The sequence below is a fragment of the Nonomuraea sp. NPDC050153 genome (assembly GCF_044460125.1).
Classification (GTDB): Bacteria; Actinomycetota; Actinomycetes; order Streptosporangiales; family Streptosporangiaceae; genus Nonomuraea.
In genome coordinates this window covers 206,367-228,801 of record NZ_JBITJQ010000014.1, presented here as the reverse complement: position 1 = coordinate 228,801, position 22,435 = coordinate 206,367, and the positions used below count along the sequence as shown (strand labels likewise).

The window sequence follows — 22,435 nt, the reverse complement described above, 5'->3', positions numbered from 1 at the left end:
TTACTGGCGCGAGGGCAGCAGCTTGCCCTCGCGCCAGAGCGCGAACCCCGTGACGAGCGCGCCGAGCCCTTCCCAGAGCCCGACGCCGAAGAACTTGGCCGGCGCGGCCCCGGTGACCACCAGCGTGGTGAAGACCGCGAACGTGACGAGCCTGAACGGCACCGTCCACCGGAAGAACGGCGTGTAATCGGCAGAAGCCGCGAAAACGTAATAGACGCCCATGTTCACCGCCGCCATCGACGAGGCGGCCATATAGACCAGCGTGTAATCACCGGTGGGCCGCACGTCGAGCACCTCGAAACCCAGCATGGCCAGCAGAGAGTCGGGCGAGACCAACCCGAGCAGGCCGAGCGCGAAGGCGAGGAATCCGAAGACCGCGATGGTCCAGCCGGAGAAAGAACGCGGAAGACGCACAGAAATCCTTCCAAAGGGGGGTGTACTCTGCGAGGCGATCTCATCTTGCACCCGGAGGTCGCATGCCCCCCACGCGTGGTCGCCCCATCGCCGTGAAACTCCTCGTCCTCCTACTCGTCCCGCTGCTGTCCCTCGTGGGCCTGTGGGCGTTCGCCGCGGGCCTGACCGGCGGCGACGGAGTGCGCCTGCTGGCGATCAAGGACTTGGCGACCAACCTGGCCGACCCGTCCGAGCGTGTCAACATCGAGCTGCAGGACGAACGGCTGGTCTCCGTGGAGTTCCTGGTCAGCGGGCAGGGCGCCGCCAAGGTGGCCGCTCAGCGCGGTGAGACCGACAAGACCGTGGCCACGTTCCGCGCGCTCGCCAAGACCCAGCGCGAACTGTCAGCGGAGATGACCTCGCAGCTCACCACGCTGAACGCCAAGCTCGACCAGCTCGCGGAGGTCCGCCGCGAGGTGGACGGCGCGACCGTGGCGCCGCTCGACGTGATCGACGGCTACAGCCAGATCGTGGACGCGTCCTTCCGCATGTACGACGCCATGGTGCTGGTGCCCGACATGGCCCTGTACAAGCAGGCCAGGGCGGTGACCATGCTGGGCGAGGCCAAGGACGTGCTGTCCAGGGAGCGGGCACTGGTCGCGGTCGTGCTGGCCAGAGGCCGGGTGGAGCCCAGGGAGCACGAGGCGTTCACGGGGATGGTGGCCACCAGGCGGCTGCTGTTCTCCCAGGCGCTCTCGCATCTCGACCGCGACCTGCGCGGCCCGTACGCGCGGCTGGCCGGGTCGCCGGTCTACAAGGAGTTCCTGGACGCCGAGGACGCCATCAGGGGCCAGGCGGCCACGAACGGCCTGCCCGCCACTGCCGCCACCTGGCCCATCGACGGCCAGAACCTGTGGGTGGCGGTCGAGCGCAACCAGGCCCTGGCCGTCAAGGCCCTCGTGAACCGGGTGACGCCGACGGCCATCGGCATGCTGATCAAGATCGGGGTCGCGGGCGGCCTGGGCCTGATCGCCGTCATCGCGTCCATCATGCTCTCGCTCCGCTTCCGCAAGCGCCTGGTGCGCGAGCTGGCCGGGCTCCGCGACGCCGCCACCGAGCTGGCCGAGGTGCGATTGTCCGGCCTGGTCAAGCGTCTGCGGACGAACACGGCCCCACCCACCGCCGAAGAGGTCGCCCCGATCGAGGTCGCGTCCAACACCTCCGAGGTACGCGACATCGTCCAGTCGTTCAACGACGTGCAGTCCACGGCCGTCGCGGCCGCGGTGAGCCAGGCCCGGCTCCGGCACGGCGTCAGCCAGGTCTTCGTGAACCTGGCCAGGCGCAACCAGTCGCTGCTGCACCGGCAGCTGCTCCAGCTCGACAGCATGGAGCGGGCGACGGAGGAGCCCGACACCCTGGCGGACCTGTTCAAGCTCGACCACCTCACCACCCGCATGCGCAGGCACGCCGAGAGCCTCATCATCCTGTCGGACCAGACGCCCGGGCGCGGCTGGCGCAACCCGGTGCCGATCCTCGACGTGCTGCGCGCGGCCGTGGCGGAGGTGGAGGAGTACGAGCGGGTCGAGATCCTCCAGCCGCCGCCGGTCGCGCTGCTCGGCGCGGTGGTCACGGACGTGGCCCACCTGATGGCCGAGCTGGTCGAGAACGCCACCCTCTTCTCGCCGCCCCAGACCAGGGTGGACCTGCGGACCTCGACCACCCCGCACGGGCTGATGATCGAGGTCGAGGACCGCGGCCTCGGTCTGCCCAGGGCCGAGCTGGACGAGCTCAACGAGCGGCTGGCGAAGATGCCTGAGTTCGACCTGGCGCAGAGCGACCGGCTCGGGCTGTTCGTGGTGAGCAGGCTCGCGGCCAGGCACGGCATCAAGGTCACTCTCGCGCCCTCCCCGTACGGCGGCCTGACCGCGATGGCCTCCCTGCCCTCGTCGCTCCTGGCCGATCAGCCCGCCATGAGCCGGCGGTAGGCGCTAGGACACGACCTGGAGCAGCGCCTGGTTCTTGGCCTTGGGCGGTTCGGCCAGCCGCTGGATCTCGTTGCCCGCGCTGTCGAACACGACCAGCGTGTTGTGGGCGTGGCCGCCCGCGTTCCCCGACTGCGTGTGCGGAGCGGCCGTCCGCACCACGAGACGGCCGTCCGGCAGGTAGGTGGCGCCGATCAGGTTGCCCTTGACCGGCAGCTGCTGCCGCTTGCCCGTCGGGATCGCCAGGATGACCGGCCGGAACGTGGCGGGCCAGGTGCCGGCGCCGGCCGCGTTCGCGTTCTCCGGGAGCGCCACGATCGCCTTGCTGCCGTCGGGCGACAGGCTCTGCACGTGGGTGATGGACCTGACGCCCCTGACTATGACGGTCTTGCCCGTCTTGGAGTCGAGCCGGTAGAGGGCGTCGCCCGTGCTGGTGTAGCCGGCGAGGTAGCGCCCGTTGCCCGACCAGGCGAGGTGGCAGACGCCCTTGGAGACGCCCAGCCTGCGCGGGGCGTTGCTGCCGTCGGCCCGGACGGCCCTGATCGTGCCGTCCGCGCTCGGGTAGGCCACCTTGTCCGAGTCCGTGGACCAGACCGGGGTGAGGCACGGCGTGCTGCCCTGGAGCCCGCTGACGATCGTGCTGGTCCTGCCGCGCGCCCTGATGTTGAGGTTGCCGCTCTCGGTGATCCAGGCGGCCTTCGTGCCGTCGGGCGACGCGGCGAACTGCGCGGCTCCGAAGCTGGCGAGCGGGTGCCACTCGCCGCTGCCCGAGTATCGGCTGAGCTGGTTGCCTGTCGCCGCGTAGACGGCGGCGCCCGACAGGTGGTCAGGCGTGGGCGCGGCCGACGCCGCCGACGGGATGACCAGGGCGGCGCCGAGTGCGACGCCGGTCACAACGCGTATCTTCATGGCTACACATCGTGCCGGGAAACGTCACAGACGCAGGAACGGCTCGCCGAAGTGAGCGGTCGCGAGAATCGCGCGCTCGGCCCTGAGCGTCGCCAGCACCTCTGCCCGGGTGCGGGCGGCCGTCTCCTGATCGTCGTCGTAGGCATACCGGACGGCCGGGTCGTCGAGCTGCACCGGGTGGAGCACGAGGTCGCCGGTCATGGCCACGTCGCCGACCCTGGCGATCTGGTGACCCGGGGTGTGACCGGGCGCGAGGTGCACGTGGACGCCCGGCGAGACCTCGGCCTGGCCCTCGACGACGTGCAGCTGCCCCTTGATCGGGGTGAGGAGCCGGTCGAGCACGGGACCCCGCGCGGCGTCCACCTCGGCCTGCTGGAGGACGTACCGGGCGTTCTCGAACGCGGGCCTGCCGTCGGTCACCACGCCGCTGGCGTGGTCGCTGTGCAGGTGCGTGAGGACGACGGTGCCGATCTCGGCGGGCGAGACGCCCGCGGCGGCCAGCTCGCCGGCCAGGGTGCCGGGAACCGGCGCCCAGCTCGCGGCCGGTGAGTCTTCGTCACCGATGCCGGTGTCGACGAGGGTCAGCCGACCGGCCGCGTCGCGGATCAGGTAGCAGTGGAAGTGCAGGACCCAGGGCTCGTCCCGAAGCCCGGAACCGGGGAACATCTCGGCGAGCGGGCGGCGGATCGCCGCTCCCATGGGGCCTACGGCGTCGCAGAGCGGTGTCACCTCGACGCCGGACAGGTTCATCGATGTATGCGGCACTCCGCCAGATTAGGCGGCTACGGGCACCGGCCGGCGCGGAACGAACTCGTTCTCGATGTCGGCCGCGTAGACGGCGCGACAGCAGTGCGCGCACCTGTAGATGATCGGGCCCTCGTCGAGCTCGTGGTGGCACCGCGGGCAGTGGTTGACGGTCTTCATTGGTGCTCCCCCAAGGAGTTTTCGTTGGTTCTATGGAACCCTCACCGAGTTGCAGGGGTCCTGCATGTCACTTGACACGATGGCGCTGCTTCGACGAAGGTCCTATGCCCTTCGGAACACCGGGTGCGGCCATTTTCCTCGCAGTACGGTGCCGAGAAGAACATTGTCACGTGCCCCTGCCCGCGTCCGTGGGAGAAACTCCGAGAACGGCCCGGGAATAGCCCAAGAGGGCTAGGCGTTTAGTGGACCAGATGGTGTGGTATCTTCCCATCAGGCGTCGAGCTTAGGCTCCGCCGGTCTTCATCTGAGTCTCGCCCCGGTTCTCTCCAGGGGCCCGGCTTCCTTTCTTCCGCACCGCGCCCGACCGCTTTCGGGCTGGTCCGGCGCATTCCCCCGAAGGGGTTTCACCATGTCTGTACACATTCCTGAGCAGCGCACGGACGCACCCGTCCACGACGTGGAGGGCCTCCTGGACGTACGCGAGAAATCCGCGTTCATCCGGGCCGGACACCTCCCGGGCCCCGGCGACGTGCGCGTCACACCCGACAAGGTACGGCAGTTCGACCTGCGGCCCGGCGACCGCGTCGTCGCGTCGTTCGCCGGCAACAAGCTCGTCGGCGTCACCTCGGTCAACGGCTCCGAGCGGTGGCGCGACCGGCCCAGGTTCGCCGAGCTGACACCCGTACATCCGACCGAGCGGCTCACCATCGAGACCGAGTCGCTCAGCACGCGCGTCATCGACCTCTTCGCGCCCATCGGCAAGGGGCAGCGCGGCCTCATCGTCGCGCCGCCCAAGGCCGGCAAGACCATGGTCCTGCAGGCGCTGGCCGCCGGGATCACCCGCAACCACCCCGAGGTGCACCTCATGGTCCTCCTCGTGGGCGAGCGGCCCGAAGAGGTCACCGAGATGCGCGCCACGATCTCCGGCGAGATCTTCTACTCCACCTTCGACCACCCCGACCGCGACCACACCGCCGTCGCCGAACTGGCCGTCGAACGCGCCAAGCGGCTCGTCGAGTCCGGCCAGGACGTCGTGCTGCTGCTCGACTCGCTGACGCGGCTGGGGCGGGCGTACAACAACCTGGCGCCCGGCGGCGGCCGGGTCCTCACCGGCGGCATCGACGCCGGGGCCCTCTACCCGCCCAAGCGCTTCTTCGGCGCCGCCCGCAACGTCGAGGGCGGCGGCTCCCTCACCATCCTCGCCACCGCGCTGGTGGACACGGGGTCGCGGATGGACAACAACCTGTACGAGGAGTTCAAGGGGACGGGGAACATGGAGCTCCACCTCGTCCGGGAGCTCGCCGAGCAGCGGCTGTTCCCGGCCGTCGACCTGGACGCCTCGGGGACCCGGCGGGAGGAGATCCTGCTGCACACGGAGGAGCGGCAGGTGGTGTGGCGACTGCGCCGCATGCTCACCACCCTGGAGAAGCAGCAGGGCCTCGAACTCCTCGTCGACAAACTCCGCTCCACCCCCTCCAACGCCGCCTTCCTCCTCGAAGCCGCCGCCGCCTGACCTCATCCGTCCCGCCGTGGCGGGGCCCGTAGAAAAAAGGCGCCGCCCCGTGGGAAGGGTCCCGGGTTGGTGGACGAGAATGGGCGGCATGCTGGCCGATATCGTCGAATACCTGGCGTGCCCCGTCTGCCGAGCCGCTCTCCGGCTCGACGTCGGCGCGCTGCGGTGCGCCCAAGGGCACAGCTTTGACGTGGCCAAGCAGGGCTATGTCAGCCTCCTGGTCGGTAACAAACCCCCGGGAACGGCCGACAGCCCAGAGATGGTGGCTGCGCGGGCGCGATTTCTCGATGCCGGCCACTACTCACCACTGCACGACGCAGTAGCAGAAACCGTACGAAAGTACGTATGCGACAAGAACGTTCCAGCAAAACGTGAGTACTCCACCGAAACGAATGACGGCGCGGAGCTGAGGGCGTACCGTGGGGCGGGAGTGGAGGCCGGTTACGGCGCTGGACCGACGGGTCCCGCGTACGAGCCGGAAAACGACGGCGATCGTCGCGCGGAGGGCAGGTCCGCGCCGTTGATCGTCGACGCAGGCGCGGGCACCGGGCACTACCTGGCGGCCGCGTTGGACGCGGTGAACGATGGCATCGGGATGGCGTTCGATGTGTCGAAGCACGCTGTACGCCGGGCGGCGCGGGTGCATCCCAGGGCAGGGGCGTTCGTGGCCGACGTGTGGCGTCCGCTCCCCATCAAGGATGGGGTGGCCGATGTGGTGATGGACGTGTTCGCGCCCAGGAACGGGCCCGAGTTCAGGAGGATCCTGCGGCCCGATGGGGTCGCGGTGGTCGTGACCCCGGCGGGGCGGCACCTGAGCCCGCTGGTCGAGGAGCTCGGGCTGCTCTCCGTGGACGAGGAGAAGGAGCGCAGGCTGGCGCGGAGCCTGGAGGGCTTCGCCGAGGTGGAGCGGCGCTCGGTCGAGTTCGAGATGGAGCTGGGGCATGACGACATCGCCCAGGTGGTCGGGATGGGCCCGAGTGCCTGGCATACCGACGCGGCCGAGCTTGACAAGCGAATCGCGGGATTTTTCTCCCGAAATGTCATGGAAAGACAGCAAAAAGTAGTAACGCACGCCGCGTTTCACGTGTCTATCTTCGAGCCCGTACCCCGATCAAGACCCGTTCCTTGACGGGCATGTGGGACTGGTGTTACTGATGGGGCATTTAGTCCGAAATTCCCCCACATTCTCCGAGTTTTTCCCCGGCACACGCGCAATACTGGACGGCATCCCGCGCCCGGAGGCACGGGACATCAATGGGAGGGGGCGCACCGGATGAAGGCGGAGGAACGCTGGCAGGCCAGGTTCCGCGCGTCGCGCATGACGCTGCCGTCCTGGGCGCGCCAGGCCCCCAACCGCTCCATCTACCGCTCCAACGCCACCGGCACCTGGGAGGTCTACGCCTGGGACCGCGTGACGGGCGCCGTCCGCCAGGTCACCGACCGCCCGAAGGGCACCGCGTACGCCGCCATCGACCCCACCGGCCAGTGGATCTACTGGTTCGCCGACACCGCAGGCGGCGAGTTCGGCGTGTGGTGGCGCCAGCCGTTCGCCGGCGGCCCCAACGAGCCGGTCGCCCCCGACCTCCCGCCGGGCCAGCCCGGCGGGATCTCCCTGTCCACGACGGGCGTCGCGGCGATCAGCATGGCCAGCGAGGGCACGTTCAGGATCCACGTCGTCCGCGTCGGCGGTCCGGCGACCCTCCTGTACGAGCACACCGAGGCCGCCTGGGTGGCCGACATGTCCCTCGACGGATCACTCGTCGCGATCAACCACGGCGAGTACGGCGACTTCCGCCACCCCGCGCTCCGCGTCGTCCGCCAGAGCGGCGAGACGGTGGGCGAACTGTACGACGGGCCCACCAGGGGCGTCACCGGCCTGCACTTCGCCCCGGTCATCGGCGACCGCCGCCTGCTGGCCCTGCACGAGCGCCGACAGCGGCACGAGCCCCTGGTCTGGGACCCGGTCAGCGGCGAGCAGCGCGAGATCTGGCTGAGGGACCCCGGCGACCTCAACGCCGAGTGGTACGACGACGGCCGCGGCCTGCTCCTCCTGCGCGACGACCGCGCCCGCACGTACCTGCACCGCTACGACCTCGCGGGCGGCGGCCTGACGCTCATCGACACGCCGCACGGCGTGATCGACGAGGCGGCGCCCCGGCCCGGCGGCCACGTCGAGTACTCCTGGTCCAGCGCCTCGCGCCCGCCGGTCATCCGGTCCAGCAGCGGCCAGGTCGTGGTCAATCCCGGCGGCCCGCCCGCCCCGCCGAGCGTCCCCGTCGAGGACATGGACGTCGAGGGCGAGGGCGGCCGCATCCACGCGCTGGTCTCCAAGCCCGAGACGGGCCTCGCCCCGTACCCGACCGTCTTCCTGCTGCACGGCGGCCCGACGGCACAAGACCGCGACGCGTTCTCGCCGGAGGTCGCAGCCTGGGTGGACGCGGGGTTCGCGGTGGTGCGGGTCAACTACCGGGGCTCGACCGGGTACGGCTCCGCCTGGCGCGACGCGCTGCGCGGCGACGTCGGGCACATCGAGCTGGCCGACGTGGCCGCCGTACGCCAGTGCGTGGTCGACCGCGGCATCGCCGACCCGGAAAGGATCGTGCTGGCGGGCGCGGCCTGGGGCGGCTACCTCACGCTGCTCGGCCTCGGCACGCAGCCGGACCTGTGGGCGGCCGGCATCGCGGCGGTGCCGATCGCCTGCCACCAGACCTCGTACGAGGACGAGGCGGAGAGCCTGCGCGCCTACCACCGGGCGCTGCTCGGCGGCTCGCCCGACGAGCAGCCGGAGCAGTACGCGGCCAGCTCCCCCATCACCTACGTCGACCAGGTCAAGAGCCCGGTGCTGATCCTGGCGGGCGAGAACGACACGCGCTGCCCGCTCCGCCAGATCGAGAAGTACGTGGCCGAGCTGGCCGAGCACGGGCGCGAGCACGAGGTCTACATGTACGACGCCGTCGGCGGCTCGCTCGTCGTGGCCGAGCGGATCGCGCAGACCGCGCTCCAGCTGGAATTCGCCAGGAAGCACGTGAATCACATCGATATTTGACACACTGTAAGAATTTTTCCTGACTTTTTACCTTGACGACCAACCTCCCCCGGTGACAGCATGTGTCGACCCTGTCACAGGGAGGCGTCAATTGACCGTGCTAGCGGGCGCGCAGCACCACGATGGCCAGGTCGTCCTGGCTCGGCTCGGAGGCGAACTCGGCCGCGCCCCTGCGGATGCGCTCGGCCACCGCCCTGGCCGAGAGCCCGGCGCACTCGGCCAGCAGCTTGGCCAGTCCGCCGTCGTCGTCGAGCAGCCGCCCGCCCGAGCGCCGCTCCGTCACCCCGTCGGTCACGGCCAGCAGCACGTCGCCGTGCTCCAGGTGCACGGTGTCGGCCTCGAACATGACCTCGTGGAAGACCCCCAGCAGCGACTGCGGCGTGGTCACGGCCTCCACCTTGCCGCTCGGCTTGAGCCGCAGCGCCTCGGGGTGCCCGGCCGACACCAGGCGCACCTCCAGACCCGTCTCCACGGGCGTGATGTCACCGTGCAGCAACGTGAGGAACCGGGCGCGCTCGCCCTCCTCCAAGATCGCCTGGTTGAGCCGGCCGAGCACGGCCGCCACGCCGTACCCCTCGCGGGCCAGCAGGCGCAGCGTGTGGCGGGCGAGGCCGGTCACGGCGGCGGCCACGGGGCCCGTGCCGCACACGTCGCCGATCGCGAACCGCCACGAGTCGTCGCCCGCCTTGAACAGGTCGTAGAAGTCGCCGCCGACCTCGTTGGTCTCGCCGGCGGGCTCGTAGATGACGCCGTAGTCGAGCCCGGGGACCTCGGGCTCGTTGGGCGGCAGCAGGCTGCGCTGGAGCGCCCGGTTGGCGGCGGCCTGCTGGGCGTAGAGCCGGGCGTTGTCCATGGCCAGCGCGGCGCGCCTGCCGATGTCCTCGGCGAACTGGATGACGTCGTCGGGGAAGCGGTCGGGCCGGCCCAGGCACATCATGCCGAGGCCGCGCCCGCGCGCCGTGAGCGGCACCGCGAGCACCTGCGAGTCGGCCAGGTGGACGGTCGAGGTGACCCTGGTGTCGGCGGCGGCGACGTTCATGTCGGCGAGCTGCTCGCGCAGGCCGTCGATCCTGGCCTCGTCGGCGTGCCAGAGGTAGACCAGCCGCATCGGCCCGACGGAGTTGTCGGAGGTGTAGACGGCGCACCAGCTCGACAGCCGCGGCACTACGACCTGGGCGACCAGGGCAGGTACCATGTCGGGGTCGAGCGTGCCCGCGAGCAGGTCACTCGCGTCGGCCAGAAACCCGAGCCAGTGCGGCCCCCGGGCGCTCTCCTCCAGCCATTCGGCGGCCACCCTGTCCGGGGAGCCAGGTAGCGTGAGCCTAGCCCAATGGACACGGGAATCGCCCGTGAAGGTGACTCCCCACTCTTCGACGTTGGCGGAAGGAGCTTTTGGATCACCCTGGGAGAGGCTTCGCTGCCTCAGTTCGACCTGTACGGCATCCCCGAGATGTTTCCAGATCACCTCAAACGGCTCGTCAGCGACCTGCTCGGCCAGATCTCCCGCGACTTGTTCGGCGGTATGGAGCACGCCGCCGGTGGCCCAGGCGGTCATCACCTCGCGCGTGAACCTCATAGCAGCCGTAACAGCGGTATCGCCCGGCGCGAACGTCGCAGCGAGCACCGCGTGGGGAGAAGCAGTCATCCCACCGTGCCTACCACACTTCGCGCTGACTTGGGGTAAATCCAAGGACAGGACTACAAGCTACTCATCGTGACAGACTTGAATCACTCGCCGGAGCCCGCCGCGAGTGAAGGAGGCCCCATGACCACGGCCAAGGCCGCGCCAATTCCGGAGGAGAGGACCTACACCGAGTCGGATCTCGTTCCCATCCTTGAGACTCTTTTCTCTTGGCGTGATGGTGATTTCCGACGTCGTGTCCCACACGCGCCTCCCGGGATCCTCAGCGAGGTCCGGCTGCTGCTCAACGAAGTGGCCGACCGTCGCGAACACCTGGCCAACGAGCTCGTACGCGTTCGCAAAGAGGTCGTCAAGGAGGGCCGGTTCGGAGAGCGGCTGACGCCCGGGCCGGGCGTCGGCGCCTGGGCGGAGAGCGTCGAGTCGGTCAACCAGCTGATCGACGCCCTGGTGAGCCCCGTGAGCGGCGCCGCCGACGTGATCGACGCGGTCGCCAAGGGCGACCTGTCGCGCCGGATCGACCTCGACCGGTCGGCCAGGGGCGAGGTGCGGCGCCTGGGCAAGGCCATCAACGGCATGGTCGACCAGCTCGCGCTGTTCAACGGCGAGGTGACCAGGGTGGCGCGCGAGGCCGGCACCGAGGGCCGGCTGGGCGGCAGCGCCAACCTGCGCGGCATGTCGGGGAGCTGGCGCGACCTCACCGAGGCCGTCAACACGATGTCGTCCCGCGTGGCCGCGCAGGTGCGCGACATCGCGGTCGTGACCACCGCGGTGGCCAAGGGCGACCTGAGCCGCAAGGTGACGGTCGACGCCGTGGGCGAGATGTTCGAGCTGAAGAACACCGTCAACACGATGGTCGACCAGCTCTCCGGCTTCGCCGAGGAGGTCACCCGGGTCGCCCGCGAGGTGGGCACCGAGGGCCAGCTCGGCGGCCAGGCGCAGGTGACCGGCGTCTCGGGCGTGTGGAAGGACCTCACCGACAACGTCAACTTCATGGCCAACAACCTGACCTCGCAGGTGCGCAGCATCGCCACCGTGGCGACGGCGGTGGCCCAGGGCAACCTGTCGAAGAAGATCACCGTCGACGCGCAGGGCGAGATCCTCCAGCTCAAGGACACCCTCAACACGATGGTGGACCAGCTGTCCTCCTTCGCCGACGAGGTCACCCGAGTGGCCCGCGAGGTGGGCACCGAGGGCAAGCTGGGCGGCCGGGCCGAGGTGAAGGGCGTGTCCGGGGTCTGGAAGGACCTGACGGACAACGTCAACTCGATGGCCAACAACCTGACCTACCAGGTGCGAAACATCGCCCAGGTGACCACGGCCGTGGCCAACGGCGACCTCACCCGCAAGATCGACGTCGACGCCCAGGGCGAGATCCTCGAGCTCAAGTCGACCATGAACACCATGGTCGAGCAGTTGTCGTCGTTCGCCTCCGAGGTGACCCGAGTGGCCCGCGAGGTGGGCACGGAGGGCCAGCTCGGCGGCCAGGCGCAGGTGCGCGGCGTGTCCGGGGTCTGGAAGGACCTCACCGACAACGTCAACTCGATGGCCAACAACCTGACCTCGCAGGTGCGCCAGATCGCGGCCGTGTCGTCCGCGGTGGCCCAGGGCAACCTGTCGAAGAAGATCACCGTCGACGCGCAGGGCGAGATCCTCCAGCTCAAGGACACCCTCAACACGATGGTGGACCAGCTGTCCTCCTTCGCCGACGAGGTCACCCGAGTGGCCCGCGAGGTGGGCACGCAGGGCCAGCTCGGCGGCCAGGCCCGGGTGACCGGCGTCTCGGGCGTGTGGAAGGACCTCACCGACAACGTCAACTTCATGGCCAACAACCTGACCTCGCAGGTGCGTAACATCGCCGAGGTGACCACGGCCGTGGCCAACGGCGACCTCACCCGCAAGATCGACGTCGACGCCCAGGGCGAGATCCTGGCCCTGAAGACCACCATCAACCGCATGGTGGACCAGCTGTCGTCGTTCGCCTCCGAGGTGACCCGAGTCGCCCGGGAAGTGGGCTCCGAGGGGCAGCTGGGCGGCCAGGCCCGGGTCGAGGGCGTCGAGGGCACGTGGAAGCGCCTCACCGAGAGCGTCAACGAGCTGGCCGGCAACCTCACCACGCAGGTGCGCGCCATCGCCACCGTCACCAGCGCCGTGGCCCGCGGCGACCTGACCCGCTCGATCGCCGTCGAGGCGCAGGGCGAGCTGGCGGAGCTGAAGGACAACATCAACTCGATGGTGGCCAACCTCCGCGAGACCACCCAGGCCAACCAGGAGCAGGACTGGCTCAAGTCCAACCTGGCCCGCATCTCCAGGCTCATGCAGGGCCACCGCGACCTGCTCGAGGTGGCCAAGCTGACGATGAGCGAGCTGACGCCGCTGGTCTCGGCCCGCTACGGCGCCTTCTACGGCATCGACCCCGAGGGCGACCACGAGCTGATCCTGATCGGCGGCTACGGCGTGCGCCCCGACCGGGGGCCGCGCCAGCGGTTCGCGATCGGCGAGGGCATCGTCGGCCAGGCGGCGGCCGAGGGCCGGCACATCATGCTGGACGACGTGCCGCCGCAGTTCATCACGATCGACAGCGGGCTCAGCCAGTCCACGCCCGCGCAGATCGTGGTGCTGCCGATCCTGTTCGAGAACCGGGTGCTCGGCGTGCTGGAGCTGGCCTCGTTCACACCGTTCGGCGAGGTACACCTCGACTTCCTGCGCCAGCTCGTCGAGACCATCGGTGTCACGATGAACACGATCATCGCCAACTCCCGCACCGAGGACCTGCTCACCGAGTCGCAGCGGCTCACCCGGGAGCTCCAGGAGCGCTCCGACGAGCTGCAGCGCCAGCAGGAGGAGCTGCGCAGATCCAACGCCGAGCTGGAGGACAAGGCGGCGCTGCTGGCCAAGCAGAACCGCGCGATCGAGATCCAGAACTTCCAGATCGAGCAGGCCCGCCGCACGCTGGAGGAGCGCGCCGAGCAGCTCGCGGTCTCCTCGCGCTACAAGTCCGAGTTCCTCGCGAACATGTCCCACGAGCTGCGCACGCCGCTCAACAGCCTGCTGGTGCTGGCCAAGCTGCTGACCGAGAACGCCGAGGGCAACCTGACCTCGCAGCAGGTGGAGTTCGCCCGGACGATCCACAGCGCGGGCTCGGCGCTGCTCCAGCTCATCAACGACATGCTCGACCTGTCCAAGGTCGAGGCGGGCCGGATGGACATCCACCCGATCCAGGTGTCGCTGCCGAAGATGGTGGATCTGCTGGAGGCCGCGTTCGCGCCGCTGGCGCAGGACAAGGGGCTGTCGTTCACCGTCGACGTCGAGTCCGACGTGCCGAAGGAGCTGCGCGCCGACGAGCAGCGCCTGCAGCAGGTGCTGCGCAACCTGCTCTCCAACGCGGTGAAGTTCACGCCGCGGGGCGAGGTCAAGCTGCGCGTCTCCATGGCGCCGCCCGGAGTCGACTACGACGACGACAGCCTGCACGACGCCGACGACCTGCTGGCGTTCCAGGTGATCGACACCGGCATCGGCATCGCGCCCGACAAGCGGGACGTCATCTTCGAGGCGTTCAGGCAGGCCGACGGCACGACGAGCCGCAAGTACGGCGGCACGGGCCTGGGCCTCGCGATCTGCCGCGACATCGCCAGGCTGCTCGGCGGCGAGATCCACGTGGACAGCGAGCTGGGCAAGGGCAGCACGTTCACGCTCTACCTGCCGGCCTCGTACACCGGCCCGCTGGCCGCGACCGACGGCGCCGCGCCGCGCCGCCAGCTGATGACGGCGCCGACGGAGGAGTCGGCCGCGACGATCGCGCCGGAGCCGCCGCTGCCGCTCGACCTGTCGATGGCCGAGCTGGTCGAGCCCCCGGCGGAGACCCCCGTCCAGTGGCAGGGCGACGACCCGCTCAGCGGTGCCAAGATCCTCATCGTGGACGACGACATCCGGAACGTGTTCGCGCTGACCAGCGTCCTGGAACGACATGGTTCCACGGTCGTCTACGCTGAAAACGGCCGGGAGGGGATCGAGCAGCTCGAACGAAACGAGGACGTCGCGCTCGTGCTGATGGACATCATGATGCCGGAGATGGATGGCTGGGCCACCACCTCCGCCATCCGGCGCATGCCTCAGTTCGCCGATCTGCCGATCATCGCGCTGACCGCCAAGGTCATGCGGGGCGACCGCGAGAAGAGCATCGCCTCCGGCGCGTCCGACTACGTCCCCAAGCCGGTGGACGTGGACCGCCTGCTCGAACGCCTGCGCGGCTGGCTGAGCCGCGGGCGCGGGTCCACGTCCGACTCATCTGCCTCAGCAGCCGAAGGGTCGTGATCGATGCCGGATCGCGCCAAGATTCTCCTCGTCGACGACCGCGAGGAGAACCTGATCGCTCTCGAAGCCATCCTCAGCTCGCTCGACCTGGTGCCGGTGCGCGCCCGGTCGGGCGAGGAGGCGCTCAAAGCGCTGCTCAACACCGAGTTCGCGCTGATCCTGCTGGACGTGCGCATGCCCGGCATGGACGGCTTCGAGACGGCCGCGCACATCAAGCGGCGGGAGCGGACCAGGAACATCCCGATCATCTTCCTGACCGTGGTGGACAGTGCGCCCGACTACGCCTTCCGTGGCTACGCGGCCGGGGCGGTCGACTACCTGACCAAGCCGTTCGACCCCTGGGTGCTGCGGGCGAAGGTGTCGGTGTTCACTGAGCTGTACAACATGAACAAGCGGCTGGCCGAACAGGCGTCCATGCTCCGCGACCGCCTCAGCGGCGAACTGCCGCCGGGGGTCGGGGACCACGCCGCGGTGCTGCCCGAGCTGTCGCGGCGGCTGACGGCGGTGGAGGACGAGCTGGCCCGGGTGCGGGAGCTGGCCCGCAAGTCCCAGGACCCGGCCCTCGCCGTCCCCCTGTCCGACCTCACGGACCGCCTCAACCACCTCCGCGCCGGCTTCGACGCCCTCTCCTGACCCCACCCCCGGCCACCGTCGCCCCCACCTCGGGCACCGGGTGGGCATGCGACGGTGGTGCGGGAGTCGGGCGGGTCAGGCGGTGGCCAGAGAGCTGGCGGAGCGGGGAGCGTCGCGGCCCGAGCGGCGTGGCCGAGAGGTTCGCGAAACAAGAAGCGGTGCCGCCGAAGATTCGTGAAGGCACCGTGCCCGGTAACCAGAGGTGTTGTGGCCGGAAAGCCCGTGGCCGGACGGTCGCGTGATCGGCGAGGCGGCGGGAGCGGGGGTGGCCAGGCAGGGAGGGTGCGGGCGGGAAGGGTCAGTGGCGGGCGCGTTCCAAGGCGTCCCAGAAGCCGCGGCGCAGCGCGTGCCGTACTTCGTCGTGCAGCAGGAAGTCGATCGGCAGCGAAGACCCCTGCAGCAGCCGCGCCTCCAGATCGGACGGCATCCGGGGTTTGCGTGCCAGCACCGCCTCCAGCCACAGCGCGGGCGCGTCGCGCGCCACGGACTCGCCGAAGTCGTGGCCCTCGCGGTGGGCGGACTTGACCGCGTCCGCCAGCGTGGTGGCGCCGGCGGTGGCGGCCGACGGCGGGGTGACGGGCGCGGGCTGCGGCCCCGTGTACGGCCCCAGCTGGGACGGCTGGTAGGTGCCGCTGGACGACGGGCTGGCGAACTGCCCGGTGGTGGGCGACTGCGGCTGCGCCTGGATGGGACCGGTGGCGGGAGCGGGTGGAGTCGGCGGCGTGACCTGCTGCTCGGGCTGGTAACTGGCGTACGTCGGCAGCACGGGCGGCGTCGACGAATCCCGGCCACGGCCGGACGATGACCCGTTGGACGACGGCTGGGACGAGGAGGAGGCGGCGTGGCTGCCGCCGGCCGGCGGCAGCGGGGGCAGCGACGGGGGAAGGGACGGCTGGGCGGGCGGCAGCGAATGGGCGGCCTGCCCGTTGCTGATCGGCTGGTGCCCGTTGGACGACTCGGCGATGCCCGCGACGAGGCTGACGTAGGGGCGCAGGTGGACGGCGCCCAGCTCGACCAGGTCGTCGCACTCCTGGCGCAGCGAGCGCGACACGGCCCAGCCGCCGTCGGCCGCGATGTGGATCACGCTGACCCTGATGCCGAGGTCCTGCGCGTCGCACACGACCTGGGCGAGGTCCTCGTCCCCGCTCACGACCACGGCGTCGCAGATGGCGTTGTTGCGGGCGAGCGTCATCAGGTCGCGATGAACCTGGGCGTCGACGCCCTCGCGCCGGCCCGGCCGGATGCGTGACAACCTGAGCTTGAGGCCCGGTATGTCGGCCAGCGCGTCGTGCTCCGGCGTGCGACGGCCCTCGACCGTCGCCTCGTACCAGTAGCACCTGAGCAACGGCAGGCCGGTGCGCTCGCGCGACAGGCTGGTCATCAACTGGAGCAGCCCCGGGTAGTCCCAGGCAACCGCTTCACGATGACGCGTGCCGTGCACGGCCATCGCGCCATCGGCCAGCAGATAGCCGGCGTCTACGAACAGCGCACAGCGATCCACAAGGCACCGCCCCTTTCCTGGTGGTCCGTCCTGGCTGGCTCTGCACCGTCAGAGACCGGACTCGGCGGCCCTCTCTCAGGGTAATGAAAGCAGGTGATCGCGCGAGGGTTAATCCCGACGATTCGGCATCGGCCTGCTGCCGCACCCGACCATTCAGCCAGACCGTACCAGTTTGTCCCGTTCACCATCATGATCGCGCACGGACGCTCAACGCTGCCACTCCGAAGAGCACGACGTCCTTGTCCGTCACGATCGTGAGCCCCGGATCCACTCCGAGCTCCGCACCGATCGTGTCGACATCGACACCGAACGTCATCTCCGCCGCCCCGGTCGAGGACTCGTCGAAGACGTTCGAGGCGTCCCGGTCGCCGCCCTCGGGGGCGAGCGCGCCGGACCCGAGGGAGACCTTGTCGCCCTTGAGGTCGGCGTCCCCCTCCCACGTCACCAGCTCGACCCTGGCGGGCGAGGCGGACGGCCTCAGCCCGCCGAGCGGGATGTGCACCCGGCCCGCCGGCCCACCGACCACGGTGGCCGCGTCGAGCACCATGGCCTGGCTGTACGGCTCCGCCGGATCCGTGACGACCAGCACCAGGCTCCACCCAGCGTGCCGGGACACCCCTTCCTCCATGGGCATGTCGGCCGCCCACCACGTGCCGTTCCCGGGTGAGGCGGCGACCAGCTCGCTGACGTCGGCGTACGCCTGGTAGACGGGCCCCGAAGGCAGCTCGCGGAGCGCCACGTCATCGGGTTTGACCAGCGTGTACCGGCGCTGCCCCGGCGGTCTGACCTTGATGGGCCCGGCCGTCGTCGCGCTCGCGGACCAGTAGAGGCCGGCCCACACGACCCTGCTCCCCTTGGGCAGGCTCAGCGCGGCCCCGCTGGACGCGGCGGTGCCGGAGCTGTCGTCCTGGTCGAGCACGGTCATCGGCCAGAGGTCGTTGTCGCGCCGGCCGTGCTGGCGCCGCCTGGCCTCCGCGCAGCCGGACCCCGCCTCGGGGCAGGTCAGCAGCGAGTTGCCGATCGCCCTGACGGCCACCTTCCCGTCGGTGGCGAACCTGGCGGGCGCTCCCGTCGCCCGCACGCCGTTCTCCGCCTGCGCCTTGACGTGCAGGGTGCCCGCGTCGATCCGGGCGGCCGGGCCCGCGCCCTCCGGCGCCTCCGCCGCCACCCGTACCCGCAGGAACAGCGCCGTGCCCTGCCCCGCCGCCAGCGGCGCCCTGGCGCACCGCGCGCCGTGCCCGGCGGGGCGGCACGCCCACCCGTCCACGGTGCCCGCGGTGTCGCGGTCGTCGTGGCGCGCGGGCGGGATGAGCGTCACGCCCGCGGGCAGGTCCACGGACGCCGCCAGTTCCTCGCTGGGCGCCTCGCCGTAATTGCGCAGGCGCAGGCCGACGATGCCGGGGCGGGCGCGTACGAGCGAGCCGAGCGCGTCGACCGTGGCACGCAGCCGCGCCGTGCCGGGTTCCTTGCTCTTGATCGCGCCCTTGATCGGGCTCTTCGTCGGATTCTTGACATGCGGCCGCACCCGCGTGGGCTCCTCGCTGCGCAGCGGCACGGGCACCGGCGGCTGCTCGCCGCCCGCCGGCGGCCGTCCGGCGACCGGCACGGCGGCGGTGGGCCTGGTGATCGGGTTCTGGTCGGTGGCCAGCAGCAGCCCGGCCGCCACGGCCACCATGACGGCCATGCTGCCGGCCATCGCGGCCTGCTGGTTCCTGGGCGCCCGCCACAACCGGCCGAACCCCCGCAGCAACCCGCCCGCTCCACCGCCGATCCCCCGCACCAGCCCACCGGCGCCGCCGGCCACGGCCGGCTTCGCCAGCGTCGCCGCGTACCCGCCGAAGATCGGCCCCGCGACCAACGGCCCGACCATGACACGCAGCCCGCGGTTGACGTCGGTCAGCTCCAGCAGGACTCCGTTGCACTCCTCGCACGCCTTCACGTGCTCGTCGACCTCTTTGGCGTCGCGCCTGGTCAGCCCGTCCCGGACGTACGCGCTCATCTTGCCGAGCACGGGCCGGCAGTCGTGCCTGGGCGGCGAGCCCAGATGCATCTGCAGGTACGCCTGCCGCAACCCCTCCCGCGCCCGGTACGCGAGCGCCGCCACGCCGTTGGGCGACAGCCCCAGCAGCGGCGCCACCTCGGCCGGCTTGCACCGTTCGACCTCGGTGTGCCAGAGCACCGCCCGCCACCGCTCGGGCAGCGACAGGAACGCCTTGGCGATCAGCGACCTCTCCAGCCCCACGAGCGCCGGATCGACGAACGGCACCCCCGGGTCGTACGCCTCGATCTCCTCCGTGGTCACCTGGCGGCTCTCGATCCTGGAGCGGCCGTAGACCGTGCGCCGCACCACGGTCAGCAGATAGGTGCGGAAGCCGGCCTCGGGACCGCCGCCCCGGCCGACCAGGTCGAGGATCTTCGTGAACGCCTCCGCGACCACGTCCTCGACCTCCGAGCGCCGGACGAGCTGCCGGGCCAGCGCGCGGGCGGCGGCGACATGGCGCTCGTAGAGCTGCCCGTAGGCGGCGGCGTTGCCCTCTCTGACCGCCTGGAGAAGCTCTGCGTCGCTTCGCGACGATTCGACACCCATAGTGACCTCACGATTACGCGGGGTTGCCCCGCGCATTCATTCCGCACTATCCGCCGGGACTAAACCGCGCCCGCGCCTTTACCTTCAGGAGGCGCCGCCGCGGCCTCTCTGTCCGGAGCCATAAGCTTGGCCGCATGACGGATCGCGACAACCTGCTGGCCGAGATCATGAGCAAGGCCGTCGTCCACGGCAAGGTCACCCTCTCCTCCGGCATGGAGGCCGACTTCTACCTCGACCTGCGCCGCATCACCCTCGACGGGGTGGCCGCGCCGCTGGTCGGCCGGGTGATGCTCGACCTGACGACCGACCTGGAGTTCGACGCGGTGGGCGGGCTCACCCTGGGGGCCGACCCGGTGGCGGGCGCGATGTTGCACGCGGCGGCGGCGCGCGGGCGCACGCTCGACGCGTTCGTGGTGCGCAAGGCGCAGAAGCAGCACGGCATGCAGCGCCGGATCGAGGGGCCCGAGGTGAAGGGGCGGCGGGTGCTGGCCGTCGAGGACACCTCCACGACGGGATCCTCGCCGCTGACGGCCGTGGAGGCGCTGCGCGAGGCGGGCGCCGAGGTGGTGGCCGTGGCGACGATCGTCGACCGGGGCGCGCGGGAGCGCATCACCGGCGAGGGCCTGGAATACCGCTCGGTCTTCACCCTCGACGACCTCGGGCTCTGAGCGCCGCGGGCCTCAGCCGCCGGACGCCTTGACGGTGAACGACTCCCGCTCGCCGTCCTTGCCCTGCTCGCGCGGCTTGCCGTTCTCGGTGACGCGGACGCTGCCCGCGTCACTGAGCACGACGTCGAGCTCCGGGTCGAAGTAGCTGACCTCCTCGCCCCTGCTCATCTCGCGATACTGCAGCACGTCGCCGCCAGGCACGCGCACCGTGACCGTGGGGCAGGTCTCGGCCAGGCACTCGATGCGTACGGTCGGCACCCGCGCGGTGGTCTCCGCGGCGGGGCCGGGCGTGACGGCCACCGCGCGCTCGCGTTCGGCCGGCGTCGCGCCGGACGAGCCCAGCAGCGCGCGACCGCCGACGATCAGCAGCGTCACCACGGCGCCCGCGGCGAGGACGGCGAGCGCCAAGCGGGCGACGCCCATCGGATCTGACCTGTGGCGTCCCACAGTCGGCAGCGTACCCCGGGTAACCCCCGGTTTACGGGTCAGTGGACGCGGTGGTGCTTGCCGTTGGGCTCGGGAAGGCTCTTGCGCTCCCTGCGCTTCTTGATCACCTCGACGATGATCGGGATCAGCGAGATGAACACGATGACGAAGACGCCCGGCAGGATGTACTTGTCGATCTGCTTGGGGTCGACCTTGCTGCCGAGGAAGTGACCGAGCAGGAGCAGGCCCTCGACCCAGACGATGCCGCCGACGACGTTCCACAGGAAGAAACGCTTGGTCGGCATCTCCAGCACGCCCGCGACGGGATTCATGAACGTGCGCACGATCGGGACGAACCTGGCCAGAATCACCGCCTTGGCCGGACCGAACTTCTCGAAGAACTCCTCGGCCCTGACGACGTGCTCCCTCTTGAACAAGCGCGAATCAGGTTTCTCGAAGAGCCGGCGGCCGAACCGGGCCCCCAGGAAATGTCCGAGTTGGGCACCCGCAATGGCGCACAGGGGCGTGCCGATCAGCAGGACGGGAAGGGAGAGGGGCTCGATGCCCATTCCCTGTGCCACCGAGGCCGAGCTGAAAATCCCCGCGGCCACCAGCAGCGAGTCACCGGGCAGGAAGAACCCGAGCAGCAAGCCCGTTTCGGCGAAGATGATGGCGAGAACGCCGATCGTCGCGAAAGCCCCCAACACGGTCAGCCACCACGTCGGGTCGAGGAGATTCCAGAGCCAGTCCACGCCGAGAGCCTACCTGTAGAGGCGACAAACGCGTTGTGTCTACCACACGGGGTAGTGAGTCGGGATACTGGGCCTGCGCGAAGCCGTTACTTCTCAGGGAGATGAATCATGCCTATTGCGACTCCAGAGGTCTACGCTGAGATGCTCGACCGGGCCAAGGCCGGCGGATTCGCCTACCCGGCGATCAACGTGACCTCATCGCAGACGCTGAACGCCGCTCTGCGGGGCTTCGCCGAGGCCGAGAGCGACGGCATCGTCCAGGTCTCCACCGGCGGCGCCGAGTTCCTGGCCGGCGCGACCGTCAAGGACATGGTCACGGGGGCCACGGCGCTGGCCGAGTACGCGCGGGTGGTGGCCGCCAAGTATCCCGTGACGGTGGCGTTGCACACCGACCACTGCCCGAAGGACAAGCTCGACGGCTTCATGCGGCCGCTGCTCGACATCTCCCTGGAGCGGGTCTCCAAGGGCCTCGACCCGCTCTTCCAGTCCCACATGTGGGACGGCTCCGCCGTGCCGCTGGAGGAGAACCTGGAGATCGCCAGGGAGCTCCTGGAGAAGTCCGCCAGGGCGCGGGTCATCATGGAGATGGAGATCGGCGTCGTCGGCGGCGAGGAGGACGGCGTCGTCGGCGAGATCAACGAGAAGCTCTACACGACCCCCGAGGACGCGCTGGCCACCGCCGAGGCCGTCGGGATCGGCGAGAAGGGCCGCTACCTGCTGGCCGCCACGTTCGGCAACGTCCACGGGGTCTACAAGCCGGGCCACGTCAAGCTGCGCCCGAGCGTGCTGAAGGAGATCCAGGAGGCGGTCGCCGCCAAGTACGGCAAGGACAAGCCGTTCGACCTGGTCTTCCACGGCGGCTCCGGCTCGTCGCAGGAGGAGATCCACGAGGCCATCTCGTACGGCGTCGTCAAGATGAACATCGACACCGACACCCAGTACGCCTTCACCAGGCCGATCGCGGACCACATGTTCCGCAACTACGACGGCGTGCTCAAGGTGGACGGCGACGTGGGCAACAAGAAGACGTACGACCCGCGTTCGTACGGCAAGTCCGCCGAGGCCGGCATGGCAAAGCGCGTCGTGGAGGCGTGCGAGAACCTCAAGAGCGCTGGGACGAAGATCTCCTAGCCAGTTTCGGGGCCCGG

Annotated in this window: 18 protein-coding genes; 9 read left to right on the top strand and 9 right to left on the bottom strand. The window is 70.2% G+C overall.

Going from position 1 to position 22,435, the window contains the following annotated elements:
• The gene (locus tag ACIBQ1_RS31655; protein ID WP_397282952.1) at nt 1-414 is read right to left on the bottom strand and encodes a hypothetical protein; all 414 of its coding nucleotides are present in this window, start codon (nt 412-414) and stop codon (nt 1-3) included.
• Between the two features lie 62 nt (nt 415-476).
• On the opposite strand from ACIBQ1_RS31655, the gene ACIBQ1_RS31650 reads away from it, so the two are divergent.
• Nucleotides 477-2,378 (top strand): nitrate- and nitrite sensing domain-containing protein, encoded by a 1,902-nt coding sequence (locus ACIBQ1_RS31650; protein ID WP_397282951.1) that lies wholly within the window; start codon nt 477-479, stop codon nt 2,376-2,378.
• A gap of 3 nt (nt 2,379-2,381) precedes the next feature.
• On the opposite strand, the gene ACIBQ1_RS31645 is transcribed toward ACIBQ1_RS31650, so the two are convergent.
• From ACIBQ1_RS31645 to ACIBQ1_RS31635, 3 genes are read right to left on the bottom strand one after another with little or no spacing between them, the layout of a single operon-like run.
• The gene (locus ACIBQ1_RS31645) at nt 2,382-3,284 is read right to left on the bottom strand and encodes a TolB family protein (RefSeq protein WP_397282950.1); all 903 of its coding nucleotides are present in this window, start codon (nt 3,282-3,284) and stop codon (nt 2,382-2,384) included.
• 24 nt (nt 3,285-3,308) lie between these two features.
• Nucleotides 3,309-4,049 (bottom strand): MBL fold metallo-hydrolase, encoded by a 741-nt coding sequence (locus ACIBQ1_RS31640; protein WP_397282949.1) that lies wholly within the window; start codon nt 4,047-4,049, stop codon nt 3,309-3,311.
• 9 nt (nt 4,050-4,058) lie between these two features.
• Entirely contained in the window at nt 4,059-4,208 is a 150-nt protein-coding gene (locus ACIBQ1_RS31635; protein WP_397282948.1) for a hypothetical protein, read from the bottom strand.
• Between the two features lie 409 nt (nt 4,209-4,617).
• Here ACIBQ1_RS31635 and rho point away from each other — a divergent pair, with 409 nt between their 5' ends.
• From rho to ACIBQ1_RS31620, 3 genes are all read left to right on the top strand, one after another.
• On the top strand, nt 4,618-5,721 hold the full coding sequence (gene rho / locus ACIBQ1_RS31630; RefSeq protein ID WP_397282947.1) for a transcription termination factor Rho: 1,104 nt from the start codon (nt 4,618-4,620) through the stop codon (nt 5,719-5,721).
• 88 nt (nt 5,722-5,809) lie between these two features.
• Nucleotides 5,810-6,850 (top strand): putative RNA methyltransferase, encoded by a 1,041-nt coding sequence (locus tag ACIBQ1_RS31625; protein ID WP_397282946.1) that lies wholly within the window; start codon nt 5,810-5,812, stop codon nt 6,848-6,850.
• 144 nt (nt 6,851-6,994) lie between these two features.
• On the top strand, nt 6,995-8,767 hold the full coding sequence (locus ACIBQ1_RS31620; RefSeq protein WP_397282945.1) for a S9 family peptidase: 1,773 nt from the start codon (nt 6,995-6,997) through the stop codon (nt 8,765-8,767).
• Nucleotides 8,768-8,867: 100 nt separating this feature from the next.
• Here ACIBQ1_RS31620 and ACIBQ1_RS31615 read toward each other — a convergent pair whose 3' ends face one another.
• A complete protein-coding gene (locus ACIBQ1_RS31615) occupies nt 8,868-10,061 on the bottom strand; it encodes a PP2C family protein-serine/threonine phosphatase (RefSeq protein ID WP_397282944.1) in 1,194 nt (397 codons plus the stop codon).
• Nucleotides 10,062-10,097: 36 nt separating this feature from the next.
• On the opposite strand from ACIBQ1_RS31615, the gene ACIBQ1_RS31610 reads away from it, so the two are divergent.
• From ACIBQ1_RS31610 to ACIBQ1_RS31600, 3 genes are all read left to right on the top strand, one after another.
• Nucleotides 10,098-10,451: a hypothetical protein gene (locus tag ACIBQ1_RS31610; RefSeq protein WP_397282943.1), complete on the top strand. Its 354-nt coding sequence runs from the start codon at nt 10,098-10,100 to the stop codon at nt 10,449-10,451.
• 81 nt (nt 10,452-10,532) lie between these two features.
• Nucleotides 10,533-14,720, top strand: a complete 4,188-nt coding sequence (locus ACIBQ1_RS31605) for a HAMP domain-containing protein (RefSeq protein ID WP_397282942.1) — start codon at nt 10,533-10,535, stop codon at nt 14,718-14,720.
• Between the two features lie 3 nt (nt 14,721-14,723).
• Nucleotides 14,724-15,353 (top strand): two-component system response regulator, encoded by a 630-nt coding sequence (locus ACIBQ1_RS31600; RefSeq protein WP_397282941.1) that lies wholly within the window; start codon nt 14,724-14,726, stop codon nt 15,351-15,353.
• A 298-nt stretch (nt 15,354-15,651) separates the two neighbouring features.
• Here the strand turns inward: ACIBQ1_RS31600 and ACIBQ1_RS31595 are convergent, their stop codons facing one another.
• Together ACIBQ1_RS31595 and ACIBQ1_RS31590 are read right to left on the bottom strand one after the other, a co-directional pair.
• Nucleotides 15,652-16,854, bottom strand: a complete 1,203-nt coding sequence (locus tag ACIBQ1_RS31595; RefSeq protein ID WP_397282940.1) for an NYN domain-containing protein — start codon at nt 16,852-16,854, stop codon at nt 15,652-15,654.
• 187 nt (nt 16,855-17,041) lie between these two features.
• Nucleotides 17,042-19,441 (bottom strand): sigma-70 family RNA polymerase sigma factor, encoded by a 2,400-nt coding sequence (locus ACIBQ1_RS31590; protein WP_397282939.1) that lies wholly within the window; start codon nt 19,439-19,441, stop codon nt 17,042-17,044.
• 134 nt (nt 19,442-19,575) lie between these two features.
• On the opposite strand from ACIBQ1_RS31590, the gene pyrE reads away from it, so the two are divergent.
• Nucleotides 19,576-20,109 carry an orotate phosphoribosyltransferase gene (gene pyrE / locus ACIBQ1_RS31585; protein ID WP_397282938.1) on the top strand — a complete coding sequence of 178 codons (534 nt, stop codon included), beginning with the start codon at nt 19,576-19,578 and terminating at the stop codon, nt 20,107-20,109.
• A gap of 12 nt (nt 20,110-20,121) precedes the next feature.
• Here the strand turns inward: pyrE and ACIBQ1_RS31580 are convergent, their stop codons facing one another.
• Nucleotides 20,122-20,532 (bottom strand): hypothetical protein, encoded by a 411-nt coding sequence (locus tag ACIBQ1_RS31580; protein WP_397282937.1) that lies wholly within the window; start codon nt 20,530-20,532, stop codon nt 20,122-20,124.
• A 62-nt stretch (nt 20,533-20,594) separates the two neighbouring features.
• Nucleotides 20,595-21,287: a DedA family protein gene (locus ACIBQ1_RS31575; protein ID WP_397282936.1), complete on the bottom strand. Its 693-nt coding sequence runs from the start codon at nt 21,285-21,287 to the stop codon at nt 20,595-20,597.
• 108 nt (nt 21,288-21,395) lie between these two features.
• On the opposite strand from ACIBQ1_RS31575, the gene fbaA reads away from it, so the two are divergent.
• Nucleotides 21,396-22,418 carry a class II fructose-bisphosphate aldolase gene (gene fbaA, locus ACIBQ1_RS31570; protein WP_397282935.1) on the top strand — a complete coding sequence of 341 codons (1,023 nt, stop codon included), beginning with the start codon at nt 21,396-21,398 and terminating at the stop codon, nt 22,416-22,418.
• Nucleotides 22,419-22,435 lie beyond the last annotated feature (17 nt).